19 protein-coding genes are annotated in these 17704 nt (G+C 64.9%); 11 read left to right on the top strand and 8 right to left on the bottom strand.

The features are described from left to right. Window positions 1-11: 11 nt before the first annotated feature. From urtB to KSS90_RS22600, 6 genes are all read left to right on the top strand, one after another. Window positions 12-1499 carry an urea ABC transporter permease subunit UrtB gene (urtB, locus tag KSS90_RS22575; protein ID WP_217867328.1) on the top strand — a complete coding sequence of 496 codons (1488 nt, stop codon included), beginning with the start codon at window positions 12-14 and terminating at the stop codon, window positions 1497-1499. Further along, window positions 1499-2578 (top strand): urea ABC transporter permease subunit UrtC, encoded by a 1080-nt coding sequence (gene urtC / locus KSS90_RS22580; protein ID WP_217867329.1) that lies wholly within the window; start codon window positions 1499-1501, stop codon window positions 2576-2578. Before urtB ends, urtC begins: the two co-directional genes overlap by 1 nt. Continuing rightward, complete coding sequence (gene urtD / locus KSS90_RS22585; RefSeq protein WP_217867330.1) at window positions 2575-3432, top strand: urea ABC transporter ATP-binding protein UrtD; 858 nt, start codon at window positions 2575-2577, stop codon at window positions 3430-3432. The genes urtC and urtD overlap by 4 nt, the downstream gene beginning before the upstream one ends. 133 nt (window positions 3433-3565) lie before the next feature. Further along, on the top strand, window positions 3566-4264 hold the full coding sequence (gene urtE / locus KSS90_RS22590; protein ID WP_217867331.1) for an urea ABC transporter ATP-binding subunit UrtE: 699 nt from the start codon (window positions 3566-3568) through the stop codon (window positions 4262-4264). Between the two features lie 31 nt (window positions 4265-4295). Continuing rightward, window positions 4296-4820 (top strand): GNAT family N-acetyltransferase, encoded by a 525-nt coding sequence (locus KSS90_RS22595; RefSeq protein ID WP_217867332.1) that lies wholly within the window; start codon window positions 4296-4298, stop codon window positions 4818-4820. A 5-nt stretch (window positions 4821-4825) separates the two neighbouring features. Next, complete coding sequence (locus KSS90_RS22600) at window positions 4826-5356, top strand: GNAT family N-acetyltransferase (RefSeq protein WP_217867333.1); 531 nt, start codon at window positions 4826-4828, stop codon at window positions 5354-5356. 92 nt (window positions 5357-5448) lie between these two features. On the opposite strand, the gene KSS90_RS22605 is transcribed toward KSS90_RS22600, so the two are convergent. After that, window positions 5449-5754 carry a chaperone modulator CbpM gene (locus tag KSS90_RS22605; protein WP_217867335.1) on the bottom strand — a complete coding sequence of 102 codons (306 nt, stop codon included), beginning with the start codon at window positions 5752-5754 and terminating at the stop codon, window positions 5449-5451. Window positions 5755-5756: 2 nt separating this feature from the next. Further along, window positions 5757-6716, bottom strand: a complete 960-nt coding sequence (cbpA, locus tag KSS90_RS22610) for a curved DNA-binding protein (protein ID WP_217867336.1) — start codon at window positions 6714-6716, stop codon at window positions 5757-5759. 162 nt (window positions 6717-6878) lie between these two features. Between cbpA and KSS90_RS22615 the strand changes: the two genes are divergently transcribed. Then, a complete protein-coding gene (locus tag KSS90_RS22615) occupies window positions 6879-8150 on the top strand; it encodes an Hsp70 family protein (RefSeq protein WP_217867337.1) in 1272 nt (423 codons plus the stop codon). A 123-nt stretch (window positions 8151-8273) separates the two neighbouring features. On the opposite strand, the gene KSS90_RS22620 is transcribed toward KSS90_RS22615, so the two are convergent. The 3 genes from KSS90_RS22620 to KSS90_RS22630 all read right to left on the bottom strand — a co-directional run bounded on the left by KSS90_RS22620 (window position 8274) and on the right by KSS90_RS22630 (window position 10489). Further along, window positions 8274-9281 carry an AI-2E family transporter gene (locus tag KSS90_RS22620; RefSeq protein ID WP_217867338.1) on the bottom strand — a complete coding sequence of 336 codons (1008 nt, stop codon included), beginning with the start codon at window positions 9279-9281 and terminating at the stop codon, window positions 8274-8276. A gap of 70 nt (window positions 9282-9351) precedes the next feature. Further along, on the bottom strand, window positions 9352-9636 hold the full coding sequence (locus tag KSS90_RS22625) for a PsiF family protein (RefSeq protein WP_217867339.1): 285 nt from the start codon (window positions 9634-9636) through the stop codon (window positions 9352-9354). Between the two features lie 64 nt (window positions 9637-9700). Further along, window positions 9701-10489 (bottom strand): AraC family transcriptional regulator, encoded by a 789-nt coding sequence (locus tag KSS90_RS22630; RefSeq protein ID WP_217867340.1) that lies wholly within the window; start codon window positions 10487-10489, stop codon window positions 9701-9703. 136 nt (window positions 10490-10625) lie between these two features. Here KSS90_RS22630 and KSS90_RS22635 point away from each other — a divergent pair, with 136 nt between their 5' ends. Beyond that, on the top strand, window positions 10626-11519 hold the full coding sequence (locus tag KSS90_RS22635; protein ID WP_023632532.1) for a DMT family transporter: 894 nt from the start codon (window positions 10626-10628) through the stop codon (window positions 11517-11519). Here KSS90_RS22635 and KSS90_RS22640 read toward each other — a convergent pair. Beyond that, the gene (locus KSS90_RS22640) at window positions 11500-12390 is read right to left on the bottom strand and encodes a lipase family alpha/beta hydrolase (protein ID WP_217867342.1); all 891 of its coding nucleotides are present in this window, start codon (window positions 12388-12390) and stop codon (window positions 11500-11502) included. The two genes, KSS90_RS22635 and KSS90_RS22640, sit on opposite strands and share 20 nt — an antisense overlap. A gap of 122 nt (window positions 12391-12512) precedes the next feature. Between KSS90_RS22640 and osmE the strand changes: the two genes are divergently transcribed. Together osmE and KSS90_RS22650 are read left to right on the top strand one after the other, a co-directional pair. Beyond that, window positions 12513-12854 carry an osmotically-inducible lipoprotein OsmE gene (gene osmE, locus KSS90_RS22645; protein ID WP_023631201.1) on the top strand — a complete coding sequence of 114 codons (342 nt, stop codon included), beginning with the start codon at window positions 12513-12515 and terminating at the stop codon, window positions 12852-12854. A gap of 6 nt (window positions 12855-12860) precedes the next feature. Then, a complete protein-coding gene (locus KSS90_RS22650; protein ID WP_437180044.1) occupies window positions 12861-13418 on the top strand; it encodes a ferritin-like domain-containing protein in 558 nt (185 codons plus the stop codon). 42 nt (window positions 13419-13460) lie between these two features. On the opposite strand, the gene KSS90_RS22655 is transcribed toward KSS90_RS22650, so the two are convergent. Next, window positions 13461-14651, bottom strand: coding sequence for an epoxide hydrolase family protein (locus KSS90_RS22655; RefSeq protein ID WP_217867343.1), 1191 nt, complete (start codon window positions 14649-14651; stop codon window positions 13461-13463). 114 nt (window positions 14652-14765) lie between these two features. Here KSS90_RS22655 and KSS90_RS22660 point away from each other — a divergent pair, with 114 nt between their 5' ends. Beyond that, window positions 14766-15353 carry a TetR/AcrR family transcriptional regulator gene (locus tag KSS90_RS22660; RefSeq protein ID WP_217867344.1) on the top strand — a complete coding sequence of 196 codons (588 nt, stop codon included), beginning with the start codon at window positions 14766-14768 and terminating at the stop codon, window positions 15351-15353. 6 nt (window positions 15354-15359) lie between these two features. On the opposite strand, the gene KSS90_RS22665 is transcribed toward KSS90_RS22660, so the two are convergent. Beyond that, a complete protein-coding gene (locus KSS90_RS22665; protein ID WP_217867345.1) occupies window positions 15360-17426 on the bottom strand; it encodes an AsmA family protein in 2067 nt (688 codons plus the stop codon). Window positions 17427-17704 lie beyond the last annotated feature (278 nt).

A 17704-nucleotide genomic window follows, 5' to 3' on the forward strand; every position in this document is an offset into this window, starting at 1 on the left:
GGACTGCCCTTATGCTCAGATTCCTGCTCACCCTTCTGTTGCTACTGCCCCTGGCCGCCCAAGCCAGCGAGGGCGAATTCTTCCTCAGCGCCAAGCCCGCCGAGCAAGCCAACCTACTCGAAACCTGGGCCGCACAACCCGATGCCGCGCGCCTGCCGCTGCTGGAAAACCTGCGCCAAGGCCGTATCGCCGAAGGCGACACCCGCAAGCTGCGCCTGAACAACCGCCTGCGCGGCCTGATCGACAATACCCTGGCCAGCCACCAGCTACTCAGCGACCAGGCCAATGTCCGCCTGGCCGCCGCCCAACAACTGCAAAAATCCGCGCAACCGGCGCAGATGGCCTTCCTCGAACGCCGCTTCGCCGCCGAGCCGGACGCCGCCGTCCACGCCGCCCTGGGCCTGGCCCTGGCCAACCTGCAACTGGGCGCCAGCGAACCCGCCGTGCGCCTGGCCGCCGTGCGCCTGCTCGGCGAAACCGGCGACCCACTGGCCCGCACCCGTCTCGAGGCGCTGCTGCAACCGGGCGCCGAAACCGATGCCGCCGTGCGCACCGCCGCCGAAACCAGCCTGGCCCAGGTACAGCGCAAGCTGCTGGTCGGAGAGCTGCTCGGCCAGGCCTTCAGCGGCCTGTCGCTGGGCTCGATCCTGCTGCTGGCGGCACTGGGCCTGGCGATCACCTTCGGCCTGCTCGGGGTGATCAACATGGCCCACGGCGAGATGCTGATGCTCGGCGCCTACAGCACCTACATGGTCCAGGTACTGCTGCAGCGCTATGCCCCCGGTGCCATCGAGTTCTACCCGCTGATCGCCCTGCCGGTGGCCTTCGCCGTCAGCGCCGGGGTCGGCATGGCCCTGGAGCGCACGGTGATCCGCCACCTGTATGGCCGCCCACTGGAAACCCTGCTGGCCACCTGGGGCATCAGCCTGATCCTGATCCAGGCCGTGCGCCTGCTCTTCGGCGCGCAGAACGTCGAGGTCAGCAACCCGGCCTGGCTGTCCGGCGGCATCCAGGTGCTGCCCAACCTGGTGCTGCCGTACAACCGCCTGGTGATCATCGGCTTCGCCCTCGCCGTGGTGCTGCTCACCTGGCTGCTGCTCAACCGCACGCGGCTGGGCCTGAACGTGCGGGCTGTCACCCAGAACCGCAACATGGCGGCCTGCTGCGGGGTGTCCACCGGGCGCGTCGACATGCTCGCCTTCGGCCTCGGCTCGGGCATCGCCGGGCTCGGTGGCGTGGCCTTGAGCCAGGTCGGCAACGTCGGCCCGGACCTGGGCCAGAGCTACATCATCGACTCGTTCCTGGTGGTGGTGCTCGGCGGTGTCGGGCAGCTGGCCGGCAGCCTGTGGGCCGCCTTCGGGCTGGGCATCGCCAACAAACTGCTGGAGCCGCAGATCGGTGCGGTGCTGGGCAAGATCCTTATCCTTGCGCTGATCATTCTGTTCATCCAGAAGCGCCCGCAAGGCCTGTTCGCCCTCAAGGGACGGGTAATCGACTGATGAACCAGCCATTGATTGTCACTGCCACGCGCAAGGCCGGCACACGGGTGTCGCTGGCCGTCGGCGCCGTCGTCGTTGTGGTGCTGCTGGCCCTGCCGCTGCTGTCGCTGCTGCCCGACGGGCACGCCTTGCAGGTCTCGGCCTACACCTTGACCCTGGTCGGCAAGATCCTCTGCTACGCCATCGTCGCCCTGGCCCTGGACTTGGTCTGGGGCTACGCAGGCTTGCTGTCTTTGGGCCACGGCCTGTTCTTCGCCCTGGGCGGCTACGCCATGGGCATGTACCTGATGCGCCAGGCGGCGGGCGACGGCCTGCCAGGGTTCATGACCTTCCTGTCGTGGAGCGAACTGCCCTGGTACTGGGCCGGCACCCAGCACTTCGCCTGGGCGCTGTGCCTGGTGGTGCTGGCGCCGGGGCTGCTGGCGCTGGTGTTCGGCTTCTTCGCCTTCCGCTCGCGGATCAAGGGCGTGTACTTCTCGATCATGACCCAGGCCCTGACCTTTGCCGGGATGCTGCTGTTCTTCCGCAACGAAACGGGCTTTGGCGGCAACAACGGCTTCACCAATTTCCGCACCATCCTCGGTTTCGACATCACCGCCCAGGGCACCCGGGCCGTGCTGTTCCTGCTCACGGTGAGCCTGCTACTGGGCAGCCTGTTCCTGTGCTGGCGCCTGACCCAGAGCAAGTTCGGGCGCCTGCTCACCGCCGTGCGCGACGCCGAGAACCGCCTGATGTTCTGTGGCTACGACCCGCGCGGCTTCAAGCTGCTGGTGTGGGTGCTCAGCGCCGTGCTGTGCGGCCTGGCCGGGGCGCTGTACGTGCCGCAGGTGGGCATCATCAACCCCAGCGAGATGTCGCCCACCAACTCCATCGAAGCCGCCGTGTGGGTGGCTTTGGGCGGACGCGGCACGCTGATCGGGCCGCTGCTCGGCGCTGGTTTGGTCAATGGCATGAAGAGCTGGTTCACCGTGGCGTTTCCCGAGTTCTGGCTGTTCTTCCTCGGCGCGCTGTTCATCCTCGTCACCCTGTACCTGCCCAAGGGCGTGGTCGGCCTTGTGAAGAAAAGGAGCCAGCCATGAGAAGCGTGCCCCCGGTGCATCCGGAATTCATGCTGGAACCGATCTTCGACCAGGTCGGCAGCGGTCGCGAGGCCATCGGTCTGGGCCGGCGTCGCGAGGCCGGGCTCGACACCCGCCATGGCACGGTGCTGAGCCTGGAGGGCATCAGCGTCAGCTTCGATGGTTTCAAGGCGCTCAACGACCTGAACCTGTACATCGGCGTCGGCGAGCTGCGCTGCATCATCGGCCCCAACGGCGCCGGCAAGACCACGATGATGGACGTGATCACCGGCAAGACCCGTCCCGACGCGGGCACCGCGTTTTTCGGCGACACCCTCGACCTGACCCGCATGAGCGAATGCCAGATCGCCCAGGCCGGCATCGGCCGCAAGTTCCAGAAACCCACGGTGTTTGAAGCGTTGACAGTGTTCGAGAACCTGGAGCTGGCGCTCAAGGCCGACAAGTCGGTGTGGGCCAGCCTGCTGGCACGCTTGAGCGGCGAGCAGCGCCAGCGCATCGATGAGGTGCTGGCGACCCTGCGACTGCTGCCCCTGGCCCAGCGTCAGGCGGGGTTGTTGTCCCACGGGCAGAAGCAGTTCCTGGAGATCGGCATGCTGCTGGTGCAGGAGCCAAAGCTGCTGCTGCTCGACGAGCCGGTGGCGGGGATGACCGACGCCGAGACCGAGTTCACCGCCGAGCTGTTCCGCTCGCTGGCAGGCAGGCATTCGCTGATGGTGGTGGAGCATGACATGGGCTTCGTCGGCAGCATTGCCGACCATGTGACGGTGCTGCACCAGGGGAGTGTGCTGGCCGAAGGGTCGCTGGCGCAGGTGCAGGAGGATGAGCGGGTGGTCGAGGTTTATCTGGGCCGCTGATCTTCGTTATCTGCACCGGCCTCATCGCCGGCAAGCCGGCTCCCACAAGGGCTGCAGTTGCACAAACCCTGTGGGAGCCGGCTTGCCGGCGATGAGGCCCGAACACCCAAAGCCGATTCGACAAGGACAACACATGCTCAAGATCGACACCCTGCACCAATACTACGGCGGCAGCCACATTCTGCGCGGCCTGTCCTTCGAGGCCAAGGTCGGCGAGGTCACCTGCCTGCTGGGCCGCAACGGCGTGGGCAAGACCACCCTGCTGCGCTGCCTGATGGGCCTGCTGCCGGCCCGCGAAGGCCGCGTGGAGTGGGAAGGCAAGCCGATCTCCACGCTCAAGCCCCAGCAACGGGTCCAGGCCGGCATCGCGTACGTGCCCCAGGGCCGCGAGATCTTCCCGCGCCTGACCGTGGAGGAAAACCTGCTGATGGGCCTGTCGCGCTTTCCCGCCCGCGAGGCACGGGAAGTACCCGCCTTCATCTACGAGCTGTTCCCGGTGCTGGAGCAGATGAAGCAACGCCGTGGCGGCGACCTCTCCGGTGGCCAGCAGCAACAGCTGGCCATCGGCCGCGCCCTGGCCTGCCGCCCACGCCTATTGATCCTCGACGAGCCCACCGAAGGTATCCAACCCTCGGTGATCAAGGAGATCGGCGCAGTGATCCGCAAGCTCGCCGACCGGGGCGACATGGCCATCCTGCTGGTGGAGCAGTTCTACGACTTCGCCGAAGAGCTGGCCGACCAGTACCTGGTCATGGCCCGCGGCGAGATCGTCCAGCGCGGCCGCGGCGAAAACATGCAGGCCGAAGGTGTGCGCGGCCTGGTTACCATTTAATCTGCAACCACTTCCCTTGCGAGACGCTGTCATGAGTTACCAGATCCGCGACGCCCTGATCGACGACGTGCCGGGCATCCTCGACATCTACAACGACGCCGTGGCCAACACCACGGCGATCTGGAACGAAACCCCGGTGGACCTGGCCAATCGCCTGGCCTGGTTCGAGGCCCGTGCGCAGCAGGGCTATCCGATCCTGGTGGCGGTGGATGACAGCGGCGTGCTGGGCTATGCCTCATTTGGCGACTGGCGACCGTTCGAGGGTTTTCGCCATACCGTCGAACATTCGGTGTACGTGCGTGGCGACCAGCGCGGCAAGGGCCTGGGGCCTGTGTTGATGGAAGCGCTGATCGAGCGGGCACGCCGTTGCGACAAGCATCTAATGGTCGCCGCCATCGAAAGCGGCAATGCCGCGTCGATCCGCCTGCACGAACGCCTGGGCTTCAGCACCACCGGGCAGATGCCGCAGGTGGGGGTGAAATTCGGACGCTGGCTGGACCTGACCTTCATGCAACTTTACCTGGATGACAACACCCTCCCCCCTTCAAGGAACTGAAGCCCATGAACACTGCCCAGCTGCACCGCGTGACCCACGAAGGCCTGGCGTACTACCGCGACGGTCTGGTGGCCCTGTTGCTCGATGCGGTGCGCCAGGGCGCGTCTGTGGGGTTTCTAGCCGATATCGACGAGCGTCAGGCCAAGGCGTACTTCGATGAGGTGAAGGCAAAGCTGGCCGGTGGCGAGCAGTTGCTCTGGGTCATTGCCCAAGGCCAGGAGGTGCTGGGCAGCGTACAGTTGGGGCTGTGCCTCAAGCCCAACGGGCTGAACCGAGCCGAGGTGCAGAAGCTGCTGGTACACAGCGATGCGCGGCGGCGTGGGCTGGGGCAACAGTTGATGAACGCGCTGGAGGCCGAGGCGCGGCGGATCGGGCGGGGGATGCTGTTTCTCGATACCGAGGCAGGGTCAGGGGCGCAGGCGTTCTATCGGGCGCAGGGGTACAGCAAGGCAGGGGAAATTCCAGATTATGCCTGCGGGCCGGAAGGGGTTTACCGGGCGACAGCTCTGTATTTCAAGGTACTGAAGCCGGCTTGAAACGGAGTCGCCATCTTCGCCTACAAGCCGGCTCCTACAGGATCAGGTAGGCGCCGGCTTGCAGGCGAACGGGCCGCCATGGCGGCCCCGGCTCACATCTGGGTAAACCTGCCCAGCCGCTGGCGCAACATGCTGTTCTCAGTGCGCAACTGCTGCACCTCTTCCAACAGCTCCAGCGCCAGCGCCACCCCTTCCCACTCGAGCTCCAGTTGATCATGCAGCTTCACCGCACGCTTGAGGGTGACTGGCGCGCGGTCATCGAACACCCATTCCTCCGGCGTTCGCCCCGACGGTTCAACAATGCCGTGCTCGACGATCTCGATCACGCAATCGGCCGTAAGGTCGGCCTCCTGACACAGGGTACGCATGTCCAGTTGAACGATCAGGGTGCTGCTCATGATCACTTACTCCATTGAGTCCTCGGATTGAACGCGGCTTTCTCGGAGAGCTGGGTCCACAGTGCGCGCGTTGCGTCATCGGATTGGGCCGGCATCACGACTTTGAGCTGGGCGTACAGGTCGCCGCGCTCGCCCTGCTTGTTCAGCAGGCCCATGCCCTTGACCCGCAGGCGCTGGCCGCTCTGGCTGTCGGGGCGGATGGTCAGGTTGATCTTACCGGTCAGGGTCGGCACGGCCACCTTGGCGCCGAGCGCCGCTTCCCACGGGGCCAGCGGCACCGTAATGATCAAGTCATGACCTTCGACATCGAACAGCGGATGCGGTGCCATGCGGATGGTCAGGAACAGGTCGCCATTGGCGCCACCGCCCACGCCCGGCGCGCCCTGGCCCTTGAGGCGAATGCGCTCGCCGTCGGTGACCCCGGCGGGGATCTTCACATTCAGCGTTTTCGTGGTGAACCCGGTGCGCTGGCCGGCGGCATTGGTCTGCGGCACCTGGAAGCTGATCTGCTTGGATTCCTTGTTCAGGGTTTCCTCGAGGAAGACCGCCAGTTCCAGTTCCACGTCCTGCCCTCGTCTGCCGGCGCTGCGTTGTTGCCGGCCACCGCCGCCACCGAAGGGATTGCCGCCCCGGGCGCCGAAGATCGAGCTGAAGAAATCGGAAAAATCGCCGCCCTCGAAGCCACCGCCAGCACCGCCGCGGGACTCCCAGCCAGGCGGTGCCTGGAATGGCCGGCCATGCTGGCCGCCGTACTTGCGGATCTCGTCGTACTCGGCGCGCTTGTCCTTGTCGCCAAGCACTTCGTAGGCCTCGTTGGCCTCCTTGAATTTGTCCTCGGCGTCACGCTCCTTGCTGACGTCGGGGTGATACTTGCGCGCGAGCTTGCGGTACGCGGCTTTGATCGCCTTGTCGTCCGCGCTCGCCTCGACGCCGAGTATCTTGTAATAGTCTTTGAAGTCCATCTATGGATCACCGATGTGAATGTACGTATTGCTACTGAAGATTGGGGTCAAGCATAGCCTTTCAAGGTTCATCCGGGGTTGCGCTATCGCAGACGACCGGTCTTGATTTAGCCGCAGACTGGCATAAACTGCGCGGCCGTTTTGCCTCCGGAAGCTTTCTTCATGTCTGACGTATCCCCGGCCCGTGCCCTTGGCATCGACTTCGGCACCTCCAACTCCACGGTCGGCTGGCACCGCCCGGGCGTCGAATCGCTGATCGCCCTGGAAGACGGCAAGATCACCTTGCCGTCGGTGGTCTTCTTCAACATCGAGGAGCGTCGCCCAGTGTATGGCCGCCTGGCCCTGCACGAGTACCTGGAAGGCTACGAAGGCCGCCTGATGCGCTCGCTCAAGAGCCTGCTGGGCTCCAAGCTGATCAAGCACGACACCAGCGTGCTGGGCAGCGCCCTGCCGTTCAAAGACCTGTTGGGCATGTTCATCGGCGAACTGAAAAAGCGTGCCGAAGCCGATGCCGGTCGCGAATTCGACCAGGTGGTGCTGGGCCGCCCGGTGTTCTTCGTCGACGAAGACCCGGCTGCCGACCAGGAGGCCGAGGATACCCTGGCCGACGTGGCGCGCAAGATTGGCTTCAAGGACGTGTCGTTCCAGTACGAACCGATCGCCGCGGCGTTCGACTACGAGTCGGGCATCAGCAGTGAAGAGCTGGTACTGATTGTCGATATCGGCGGCGGTACCTCGGACTTTACCCTGATCCGCCTGTCGCCCGAGCGCCATCTGGTGGCCGAGCGCCAGGACGACATCCTCGCCACCGGCGGCGTCCACATCGGCGGCACCGACTTCGACAAGCAACTGAGCCTGCAGGGTGTGATGCCGCTGTTCGGCTACGGCAGCCGGATGAAGAGCGGCGCGCTGATGCCCACCAGCTATCACCTCAACCTGGCCACCTGGCACACCATCAACGCCCTGTATGCGCAGAAGTCGCAGCTGGCCCTGGGCAGCATGCGCTACGACATCGAGGACACCCTCGGCATCGACCGCCTGTTCAAGCTGATCGAGCAGCGCGCCGGGCACTGGCTGGCGATGGAGGTGGAGGCCAGCAAGATCGAGCTGACCGAGCGCGACAGCCGGAGCATCGACTTTGGCCGCATCGAGCCGCAGCTGTCGGCCGAGCTGACCCGGGCACTGTTCGAAGATGCAATTGAAGGTTTGCTCGAGCGCGTGCGCGGTAGTGTGAGCGAGTTGCTGGCCAAGGCCGGTGTGAGCGAGAGCCAGGTGGACACGGTGTTCTTCACCGGCGGCTCCAGCGGCATTCCGGCGCTGCGCAACAGCGTGGCGGCGATGCTGCCCAATGCACGGCATGTGGAAGGCAATATCTTCGGCAGCATCGGCAGCGGCCTGGCGATCGAGGCGCGCAAGCGCTACGGCGTGATCTGATCGATTTGGGGCCGCTTTGCGGCCCTTTCGCCGGCAAGCCGGCTCCCACAAAAGCTGGGTACGCACCTCTCCTGTGGGAGCTGGCTTGCCAGCGAAAGGGCCGCAAAGCGGCCCCGGCGATCCTCAGACCAGCTCAGCCCGCTTCAACTCGCTCTTAAGGTAGGCGTAGTAGATCGGCCCCGCCACCACCCCCGGCAGGCCGAACGCCGCCTCGAACACCAGCATCGCCAGCAACAGCTCCCAGGCCTTGGCACTGATCTGCCCGCCGACGATCCGCGCGTTGAGGAAGTACTCGACCTTGTGGATCACGATCAGATAGCCCAGCGCCGCGATCGCCACCCAGATCGACAGCGACAAGCCGACGATGGTGATCAGCGTGTTGGACATCAGGTTGCCGATCACCGGCAGCAGCCCAAGCAGGAAGGTCAGCACGATCAAGGTCTTGGTCAACGGCAGGTGGACGCCGAACAGCGGGAACACCACGGCGAGGAAGATGCCGGTGAAAAAGGTGTTGAGCAGCGAGATCTTGATCTGCGCGAAGACGATGTTGCGAAACGCCTGCACCAGCAGGCTCAGGCGCTCGAACAAGGCTGCGGCCAGGGGCTTGCGCCGGGAGATGTCGGGGATGCGCTGCAGGGCGACGATGGCGCCGAGGATCATGCCGATCAACAGGGTCACGAACATGTGCGCCATGCCTTTGCCGACCAGTTGCAGGTCGCTCAGGTGGCTCTTGATCCATTCGCCGATGGCCACCTTGAACTCGGCGGCACTGGCCGGCAGGTAGGCTTCGATGAACGGCGGCAGCTGGCCACGGGCACGCTCGACCAGGCCCATGAACTTGTCCAGCGAGGCGCCGGGGTTCTCGGCTTCGTGCAGGAGGAAACTGAAGGCGCCGGCAATCAGCAGGGTGAGCGTGCTCACCACCAAGGTGCCGAGCAGCGCTACCGCCAGCCAGCGCGCACGCTGCCCGGCGATCAAAGGCTGCAACCTGGGGGTGAGCATATTGACCAGCTCGAACACCAGCAAGCCGGCGAGCAGGCTCGGCAGCAGCTTCAGAGGCAACGCCAGCAACAGGCCGGCCATGACGATGATCCAGCTGGCCAGGGTGACCTGGCGGGGGGTGAAGGTCATACAGCCTCGACGGCAGACAGCGGAAAGTCCCGCAGTCTGCCAGCCTTCACGGCAGAGGCATAGGCGCAGGTCATTTCTTCTTCAGGCAGTCGCTCATGAAGGTCTTGCGTTCATCGCCCTTGAGCGCCTTGGTGGTGGCGTCGGCGTTACAGGTCTTCATCTTCTCCTGCTGGGTCTGCGGCACATCCTTCTTCAGGCAGGTGCTCATGAACGCCTTGCGTTCGTCGCCCTTGAGCGCCTTGGCGGTGGCGTCGGCGTTGCAGGTCTTCATCTTTTCCTGTTGCGCGGTGGCGGCGAATCCTTGCCCGGCGATCAACAGGCCCAACACCAGCAGGGGTACGTGCAGCAGCTTCATGGAGTTGTCTCCTTGCCTGCGCGCCGGATGCGCGCTCGTCGCTGCTGAGTGTAGACAAGAATTCTTACATCTCTGTCCGCGCCCGCCGCCGGTACTGCTCCGGGGTGCAATTGGCCTGGCGCTGGAACATGGCGATGAAGGCCGAGGCGCTGCTGTAGCCGAGGTCGAAGGCGATGGCCTGGATCGCGGTGCCCGCCTCGAGCGCCTCGATGGCGCGTAGAAAGCGCAGGCGCAAGCGCCATTCGCCGAAGCTCATACCCAGCTCACGGAGAAACTGCCGGGCCAGGGTGCGTTCGCTGACATGCACCTGCCCGGCCCACTGCGCCAGCGGGCGGTTGTCGCCGGGTTCGGCCTGCAACGCTGCGAGTACCTGGCGCAAGCTGTCGCTGCGGGCGAACGGCAAGTAGCAGGTCTGGGTCTGCGCCAGGTGCAACTGGTCGAGCAGCACCTGCGCCAGGCGCTGGTCGCGCTCGTCCTGGGCGATGCGCAGGTCGCGGCGGGCGAAGTCGCCGAGGATCGCCTTGAGGATGTCGCTGATCACCAGGCTGCAGGGTTGCGCCGGCAGCCCGGCGCACAGGCTGCGGTCAAGGTAGACCGAACGGTAGACGATGGCCTGGGGGTTGTAGCAGCCGTGCTCGGTATCCGGCGGCACCCACACGGCGTAGTGCGGCGGCGAGATGAAACGCTGGCCTTCGACGTCCAGGTGCATCAGGCCATGGGATGCGTAGTTGAGCTGGCCCCAGGGATGACGGTGCGGCGCGCTGTGGGTGTCGGCGCCGAACTCGTCGTAGCGAAAGTACACCGGTGCCGGGAGCTGGTCGAAGCGCGGAATGTCGAGGTACTTGCGGGCCATGCTGTCTGCTTCGCGGGGTAGGTTGTCTGGATGGAAGTATAGGCATGCAAGCAGACAAGCGATAATACGCGCTGTCACCCTCCCAGCAGCAGTGGGCTCCACTCCTGCAGGAGACACCCGTTACCTGAGAGTCCCAATGAACTACCTCTTCCCCCTCATCGCCATCCTCATCTGGGCCGGCAACACCGTGGTCACCAAGATGTCCGCGGGGGCGATCTTCCCGGCCGAGATCGGCTTCTACCGCTGGCTGCTGGCCGGCCTGCTGTTCACGCCCTTCCTGCTGCCCCAGGTCTGGCGCAACCGCGCGGCGATCCGCCCGCACCTGGGCAAGGTGTTCGTGCTGGGCGTGCTGGGCATGGCCATCTACCAGAGCCTGGCGTACTTCGCCGCCAGCATCACCAGCGCCACCAACATGGGCATCATCCTCTCGCTGATGCCGCTGATGTCACTGGCCCTGTCCATCGCCTGGCTGGGCCAGCGCCTGAGCTACGGCGCGCTGCTGGGCGCGATCGTGTCGTTCTTCGGCGTGCTGGAAGTCGTCTCGGCCGGGCAGCCTGGCACGCTGCTGCACCAGGGTCTGAACAGCGGCGACCTGATGATGCTGGTGGCCACCCTCGCCTATGCGCTGTACAGCTTCCTGCTGAAGAAATGGCAGCTGCGCCTGCCACCGCTGCAGTTGCTCTACCTGCAGGTGCTGGTGGCGATCCTGGTGCTGCTGCCGCTGTTCGTGCTGTCACCGAAGACCGGGCTGAACGGCCACAACTTCGGCCTGGTGCTGTATGCCGGCCTGCTGGCCTCGATGGTGGCGCCACGGGTGTGGATGCAGGCCGTGCATCGCCTGGGCCCGAGCCGCACCACGCTGTTCTTCAACCTGCTGCCGGTGGTCACGGCGGTGATCGCCGCCGTGGTGCTGGACGAGCAACTGGCCAGTTATCACCTGGTCGGCGGCTTGCTGACACTGGTCGGCGTGCTGCTGGCCGAGCGCTGGACAACGCCTGTACGTCGCACGGTCACAACCCCGCGGCCTTGAGCCGCGCGGCGTGTTCGGTGAACAGCCGCACCGGCTCGGCGCCCTTGCCCACCGCGCCGAGGGACTGGTTGACGATGTCCAGGTGGTCGAGCGGATAGTCGTCGCCGATCACCTGGCCCAGGTGCGAGCTGAAACGCCCGACCATGCCGTCGCAGTGGCCCTTCTCGCGCACGAAGCTACGGGCGAACAGACGGCAGAAGCGATTGCTGCCGTCGAAGCGGTTCAGCCCCTGGTCGGTGCGCCCCGGCTGCAAGGTGCCCGACCAGGAGTAGTAACGCACGCCATTCACCTCGGCCGGCCCCTCGCCGCCCCAGACCTCGGGCAGCCCCTGTGGATAAGCCTGGTTGAACAGCGCCACCCCGGCGCTGGTCAGCGACTGGTGCGAGGCATGCACGTCGATCGGCAGCGGATCCCGGCGCCAGCCGGTCTCCAGCCAGCCCAGCAGCACGGCGAAACCATGCAGCACGGCCTTGAGGATGCGCCCCTTGGCGGAGTCGCCCGGCGCCGTGCGCTCAAGGTGGTCGGCCAGCTCCGAGCCATGGTTGGGGCCGGCCACCGAGGTCACCGAGGCCACCCGGTCCGGCCGCTTCGCCGCCGCGTAGCGGGCACTGAGCGCGCCCTGGCTGTGGCCGATCAGGTTGACCTTCTCGGCCCCCGTTCGCCGGCAGATCTCCTCGATGATGATCAACAACTGCTCGCCGCGCACCTCGCTGGAATGCAGCGGCGACACCTGCACCGGATACACCTGCGCGCCGCCCCGGCGCAACGCCGGGACAATGCCGAACCAGTAGGGATACAGCAGCGCCCGCACGAAACCGAGCATGCCCGGCACCAGCACCAGTGGATAACGCGTGGCCTGTTCCTGACTCATCACCCTGCCCTCTTCCATGGACGACCGGCCCACACTACAGCGCGCCCTGTGTCATTCGCAATCGAACTCCCGGCGCGCCGTGCGGTTCCAAGCAGAACAGACCCTGAGCAAGGAGCGGGACCATGTACAAGCAGACCCTGGCCATCCTTCTGGCAAGCGCCACCCTCGCCGCCTGCGGCAGCCGCCCGGAAAACCCGGTGGACTACGTCACCTACCGCGACGAGCCGCTGGTCAAGCAGGTGGAGCACGGCATGACCATGCAGAAGGTCATCGCCATCGGCGGCAGCCCGTCGAATGTCAGCGACCTGCCCCACGGCGGCACCTGCAACGACTACATCCTCAACCGCGATGGCCAGCAGCAGCCGTACTACGTGCGCTTCGACGCCACCGGCCATGTCGACGCCAAGGGCTTCAAGACCTGCAAGCAACGCCAGGAAGACAGCGACGCCGTCCACGGCGCATGACACCCCATGACCACCCTGATCCTTTCGGAGATGAACATGAGCGCTGAACTGACCGATGTGAAAACCCTGCGCGAACGTGCCCGCCAGCATGTCGAGCAAGGCGCGGTGACCGAGGGTTACCACGCCGATCGCGAAAAGATCCTGCGCCTGCTCAACGAGTCGCTGGCCACCGAACTGGTCTGCGTGCTGCGCTACAAGCGTCACTACTTCATGGCCAGCGGCATCAAGGCCAGCGTTGCCGCCGCGGAGTTCCTCGAGCACGCCACCCAGGAAGCCGAGCATGCCGACAAGCTGGCCGAGCGCATCGTGCAACTGGGCGGCGAGCCGGACTTCAACCCCGACAACCTGACCAAGAACTCCCATGCCCAGTACGTGGCAGGCAGTTCATTGAAGGAGATGGTGCTGGAGGACTTGGTGGCCGAGCGGATCGCCATCGACAGCTACCGCGAGATCATCCAGTACATCGGCGACAAAGACCCGACCACCCGACGCATCTTCGAGGACATCCTGGCCCAGGAAGAAGAGCACGCCGACGACATGTCGGATCTGCTCCAAGGGCTTTGAGCCCTCGGCAAGCCCGCTGGCACTGCAGCGGGCTTGCCCGCCTCAACGTATCGGGGCGAACGCCCGCCACAGTTCCTCGGCGAACAGCTGCGGTTGCTCGAACGCGGCAAAGTGCCCGCCCTTTTCCACTTCGTTCCAGTAGAACAGCTTCTCGTAGGCCGCCTCGGCCCACGCCCGCGGTGGCCGGAACGTCTCTGCGGGAAACACGCTGGCAGCCATGGGCAAGCCAATGGGCTGATCCGAAGCGCGCACCGCCGAGAAGAAGCTGCGATCACGAATCGTGCTGCCGACACCTTCCCAGTACAAACGGGCACTGGAAGCGCCGGTGCCGGTGAACCAATACAGCGAGATATCGTCGAGCATCTGGTCACGGCTCAGCGCGTCCTCTGGGCGCCCGCGATTATCGGTCCATTCCCAGAACTTCTCGTACATCCACATGGCCAGCGCCAGGGGCGAATCGTTCAGCGCATAGCCGATGGTCTGCGGGCGGGTGTTCATCTGGTCGGCGTAGCCGGACATCTGGTCCAGGTAGAAATCCACATCGCGCAGCGCCTGACGTTCGTCCTCGCTGGGCTGTTCGGGGGCCTGCTCCGGCACCACCAGCAGCAGATTGACATGGGCCGCGAGCAAGCCTTCCGGGCGCTGGCTGGCCAAGGCGTGGGTAATCGCCGAGCCCCAATCGCCCCCTTGCGCGACCCAGCGACGATAACCCAGCCGCTCGTTCATCAGCACCGTCCAGGCTCGGGCGATGCGTTGCGGGTTCCAGCCCAGGTCGGTGGGTTTATCGGAAAAACCGTAGCCGGGAATAGAGGGCACCACTACATCGAATGCGTCCTCTGCTCGGCCACCGAAACGCACAGGGTCGGTCAGACGCTCGATCACGTCGAGGAACTCCACCACCGAGCCTGGCCAGCCATGGGTCAGCAGGATCGGCAAGGCACCCGCGTGGGGCGAGCGGGCATGAATGAAATGGATGGCCACGCCATCGATGCGGGTGCGGAATTGTTCGAAGCGATTGATGCGCGATTCGAAGCGCCGCCAATCGTAGCGCTCAAGCCAATGTTCGATCAGTTCCCGGGCAGCCTGCAGCGGTACACCCTGGGACCAGTCGTCGACCAGCTCCCGGTCCGCCCAGCGGATGGCCGACAGCCGTTGCCGAAGATCGTCGAGGGCGGCCTGTGGCACCTCGACACGGAAGGGTTCAAGCACAGGACTATTGGGGGTAATGGACATATTCGGCTCCACTGAGGGCTTATTTGTAGTGATCGCTACAAAAAGTAAAGCGCTCGCCCAAAGCCTGTCAATTAAATCTTTAACGAGTGCTACAAGTGATGTATGGTGCCCGCCATGACACGAAAGATCTCATTCGATTACGATCAGGCGCTGGCCACCGCCACCGACCTGTTCTGGCAGAGCGGCTACGCCGCCACGGGCCTGCGCCATTTGCTCAAAGCCATGGATATTGGCGAGGGCTCGTTCTACAACACCCTGGGCAGCAAGAAGCAGCTGTACCTGGCCTGTCTCGAGCGCTATGAGCACGAAGTGGTGGATGAGCGGATCCAGGTGCTGCTTGCCGCCCCCAGTGCTGCCGCAGGTATTCGTGGGTTCTTCGACCGCGTGCTGGCGCGCCTGGACGACCCGGCAACCCCTTCAAGGATGTGCATGCTGGCGGCAATGCAGAGTGCCGAGGTCCTGGCCGATGCCGAGTTGCGCGAGCGCGCCGAACGAGGGCTGACGGACCTGCAGGCATTGATCCGCGAACGGCTGCGCGAGGATATCGAGCGCGGCCTGTTGCCTGGCACCTTGGACGCCGATGCCAGCGCCTCGCTGATCGTCACTTATCTACAGGGGCTTTGGCGCACCGCCTTGGTCACGTTCGAGCGGTCGGCAGCGCAACGGCAGATCGATGTGTTGCTGACCGCGCTGGGGCTCTAGAAGCACTCAGCGCCGCTTGGGCACGGCTTGCGGCGCCTTGCCCGAGCGCATCTGCTGCAACAACGGTGTGCATTGGTTGGGCACATCGCCGCTGCTCGGCGCGATCAGCGCCAGCAGCCCCGCCGCCGGGCCCGCCACCACACCCAAGGCCACCATCCCCGCACCGCGCAATGCCAGCGGCACCGCCTGCACGCCGGCACTGGGTTTGGCGAACGGCCCGCGCACATACAACGGCGAGCGCAGCGAGAACAGCCGTAGCCCTTTCGATTCCGGGGTGATCTTCAGGTCCAACTGCTCGCTGGCGAAGTTGGCCGTGCCATCGATGTGGATGATCGCGTTCTCGGTATCGAACACGAACAGGCGGGTGGTCGCCAGGCCCTCCTTGATGCCGACATCGGCCGCGGCACAGTTGATCTTCACCTCCTCATCGCCAAACAGCTTGCCGATCACGTAGTTGCCCACGTTGAGCCCGGCGATCTCCATCAGGCTGCGGCTGATGGCGCCATCGTTGATCAGCAGGCGCAGGTCGCCGTTGGAAGTGCCGAGCAGCGCCGCCACCGAGTTGCCCCGGCCGCTGATATCGGCGTCGCCATTGAGCTCGCCGAAGCTAGTCTGCATGGGCGCGAAGCTGGGGAACAACTGCTTGAGCTTGAAGCCTCGGGCGGTGAGCTGGGCGCGCCCCTGCATCGGCGTGCTGCGTCCGTCCAGGCGGATATTGGAATCGAGGTTGCCCCCGGCTACGCCGAAGCGCAGCGGTTCCAGGCGCAGCAGGCCGTCCTCGAGAATCACATGGGCCGACAGGTCATTGAACGGCAGTTTCTCGCTATGCACGATGCGCTTGCCGGCAAAGGTCACGTCGGCATCCATCGCCCTCCAGCGCTCGGTGCGGAACTCCTCTACCGGCAACACCTTGTTGGCCGGCTGCTTGCTGGCGCCGCCGCGAGCCTTCTGCTCGGCGTTGGAATCGGCGCCGATCAGCGGTGCCAGGTCCTTGAACAGCAGTTGATTGGATACCAGGTTGCCGGACAGTTTCGGTCGGGGCTGGCTGGCGACGAAGGCCAGGTCGCCGTGGATATCACTGTCGCCGATCTTGCCGTTGAAGCCTTCATAGCGAAAATGCGCGCCTTCGGCGGCATGCAGGTTGGCGCTCAGGTGGCCGTCGGTGGCGTAGGGTGGCGTGTCGGGCAGGGTCACGCCGGTCAGCGGGTAGAGGTTGCCCAGGCTGCTGCCGGAGAGTTTCAGGCGCAGGTCGAGGGCCCCCAGGTTGCGCGGATCGGTCAGGGTGCCGGCCAGGGCGACATGGGTATCGCCGATGCGTACGTCGGCCTGCAGCGGGAATGGCTGACTGGCGTCCTGCAGTGCCAGCAGGCCACCGATCTTGCCGCTGCCGGCCACCGCCTGGCCCTTGAAGCGCCCCTGGGCCTTGAAGCCGAAGGCATAGTCCTGGGCATTGCCGGCCTTCTCGGCGCGGGCCTTGCCGACGATGTCGCTGAACGGGATCGGCTTGCCCAACGGGTCGACCTGCACCTTCATGCTGGTTTTCAGGGTCTGGTCGTCGAAGCTGACATTGCCCTGGTCGAAGCCTATCGCGCCGATGTCCAACACCCATTTCGACGGTTCTTCGTGCTCATCCTTGGGCCCGAAGTCGAACACCCAGTTGGCCCTTCCATCGGCCAGGCGAGTCAGGCTGGCGCTGGGCTTGACCAGGTCGATGCGCGGGATGCTGATGCGCTGGACGATCAGCGGCAACGGCGCCAGGCGAAAATCCACCCGCTCCAGGCCCACCATGCGCGGCTCCTTGAGCCATTCGGGGTTGCCCAGGGTGAGGTCTTCGGCGGTGAAGTGCGGCCAGGGCACAAAGGCACGCCAGCCACCCTCTTCAGGCTCGGTACGCCAGCGCACGGCAAGATTGCCGTTGATCGCGAAAGGCCGGTGCAGGGCTTCGGAGACTTTCTCGTTGAGCAACGGCTTGACGCGATTCCAGTCGAAGGTGGCGATCACCACCACCAGGATTGCCAACAGGGTGGCGAGGGTGGCGAAGGTCCAGACGAGGATTCTGGCAGGGCGCGTCATTGCGTGATTCTCCTGACTGCATGGCACAAGGCGGCGCGACGATGGCACTTATTATGTCGGACTGATGAAAACCCGCCGGGTTTAATCCGCGCAGCATGATAACCAAGATTTTCCTGACGATTTTCTCAGCTTTGGATCTAAGGAGCGTGGCAGTGTTACCGGGGACTCAACGTACCTCAACGCTCGGAGCATCGCCGAAACCATTGAGCCAGAGCGCTCTACGCACAGTATCAATCCCGTCGATTGTTACCATTATCCTGATGAACTTTTCTCTGGAG

This window comes from Pseudomonas maumuensis, assembly GCF_019139675.1.
Taxonomy (GTDB): Bacteria; Pseudomonadota; Gammaproteobacteria; order Pseudomonadales; family Pseudomonadaceae; genus Aquipseudomonas; species Aquipseudomonas maumuensis.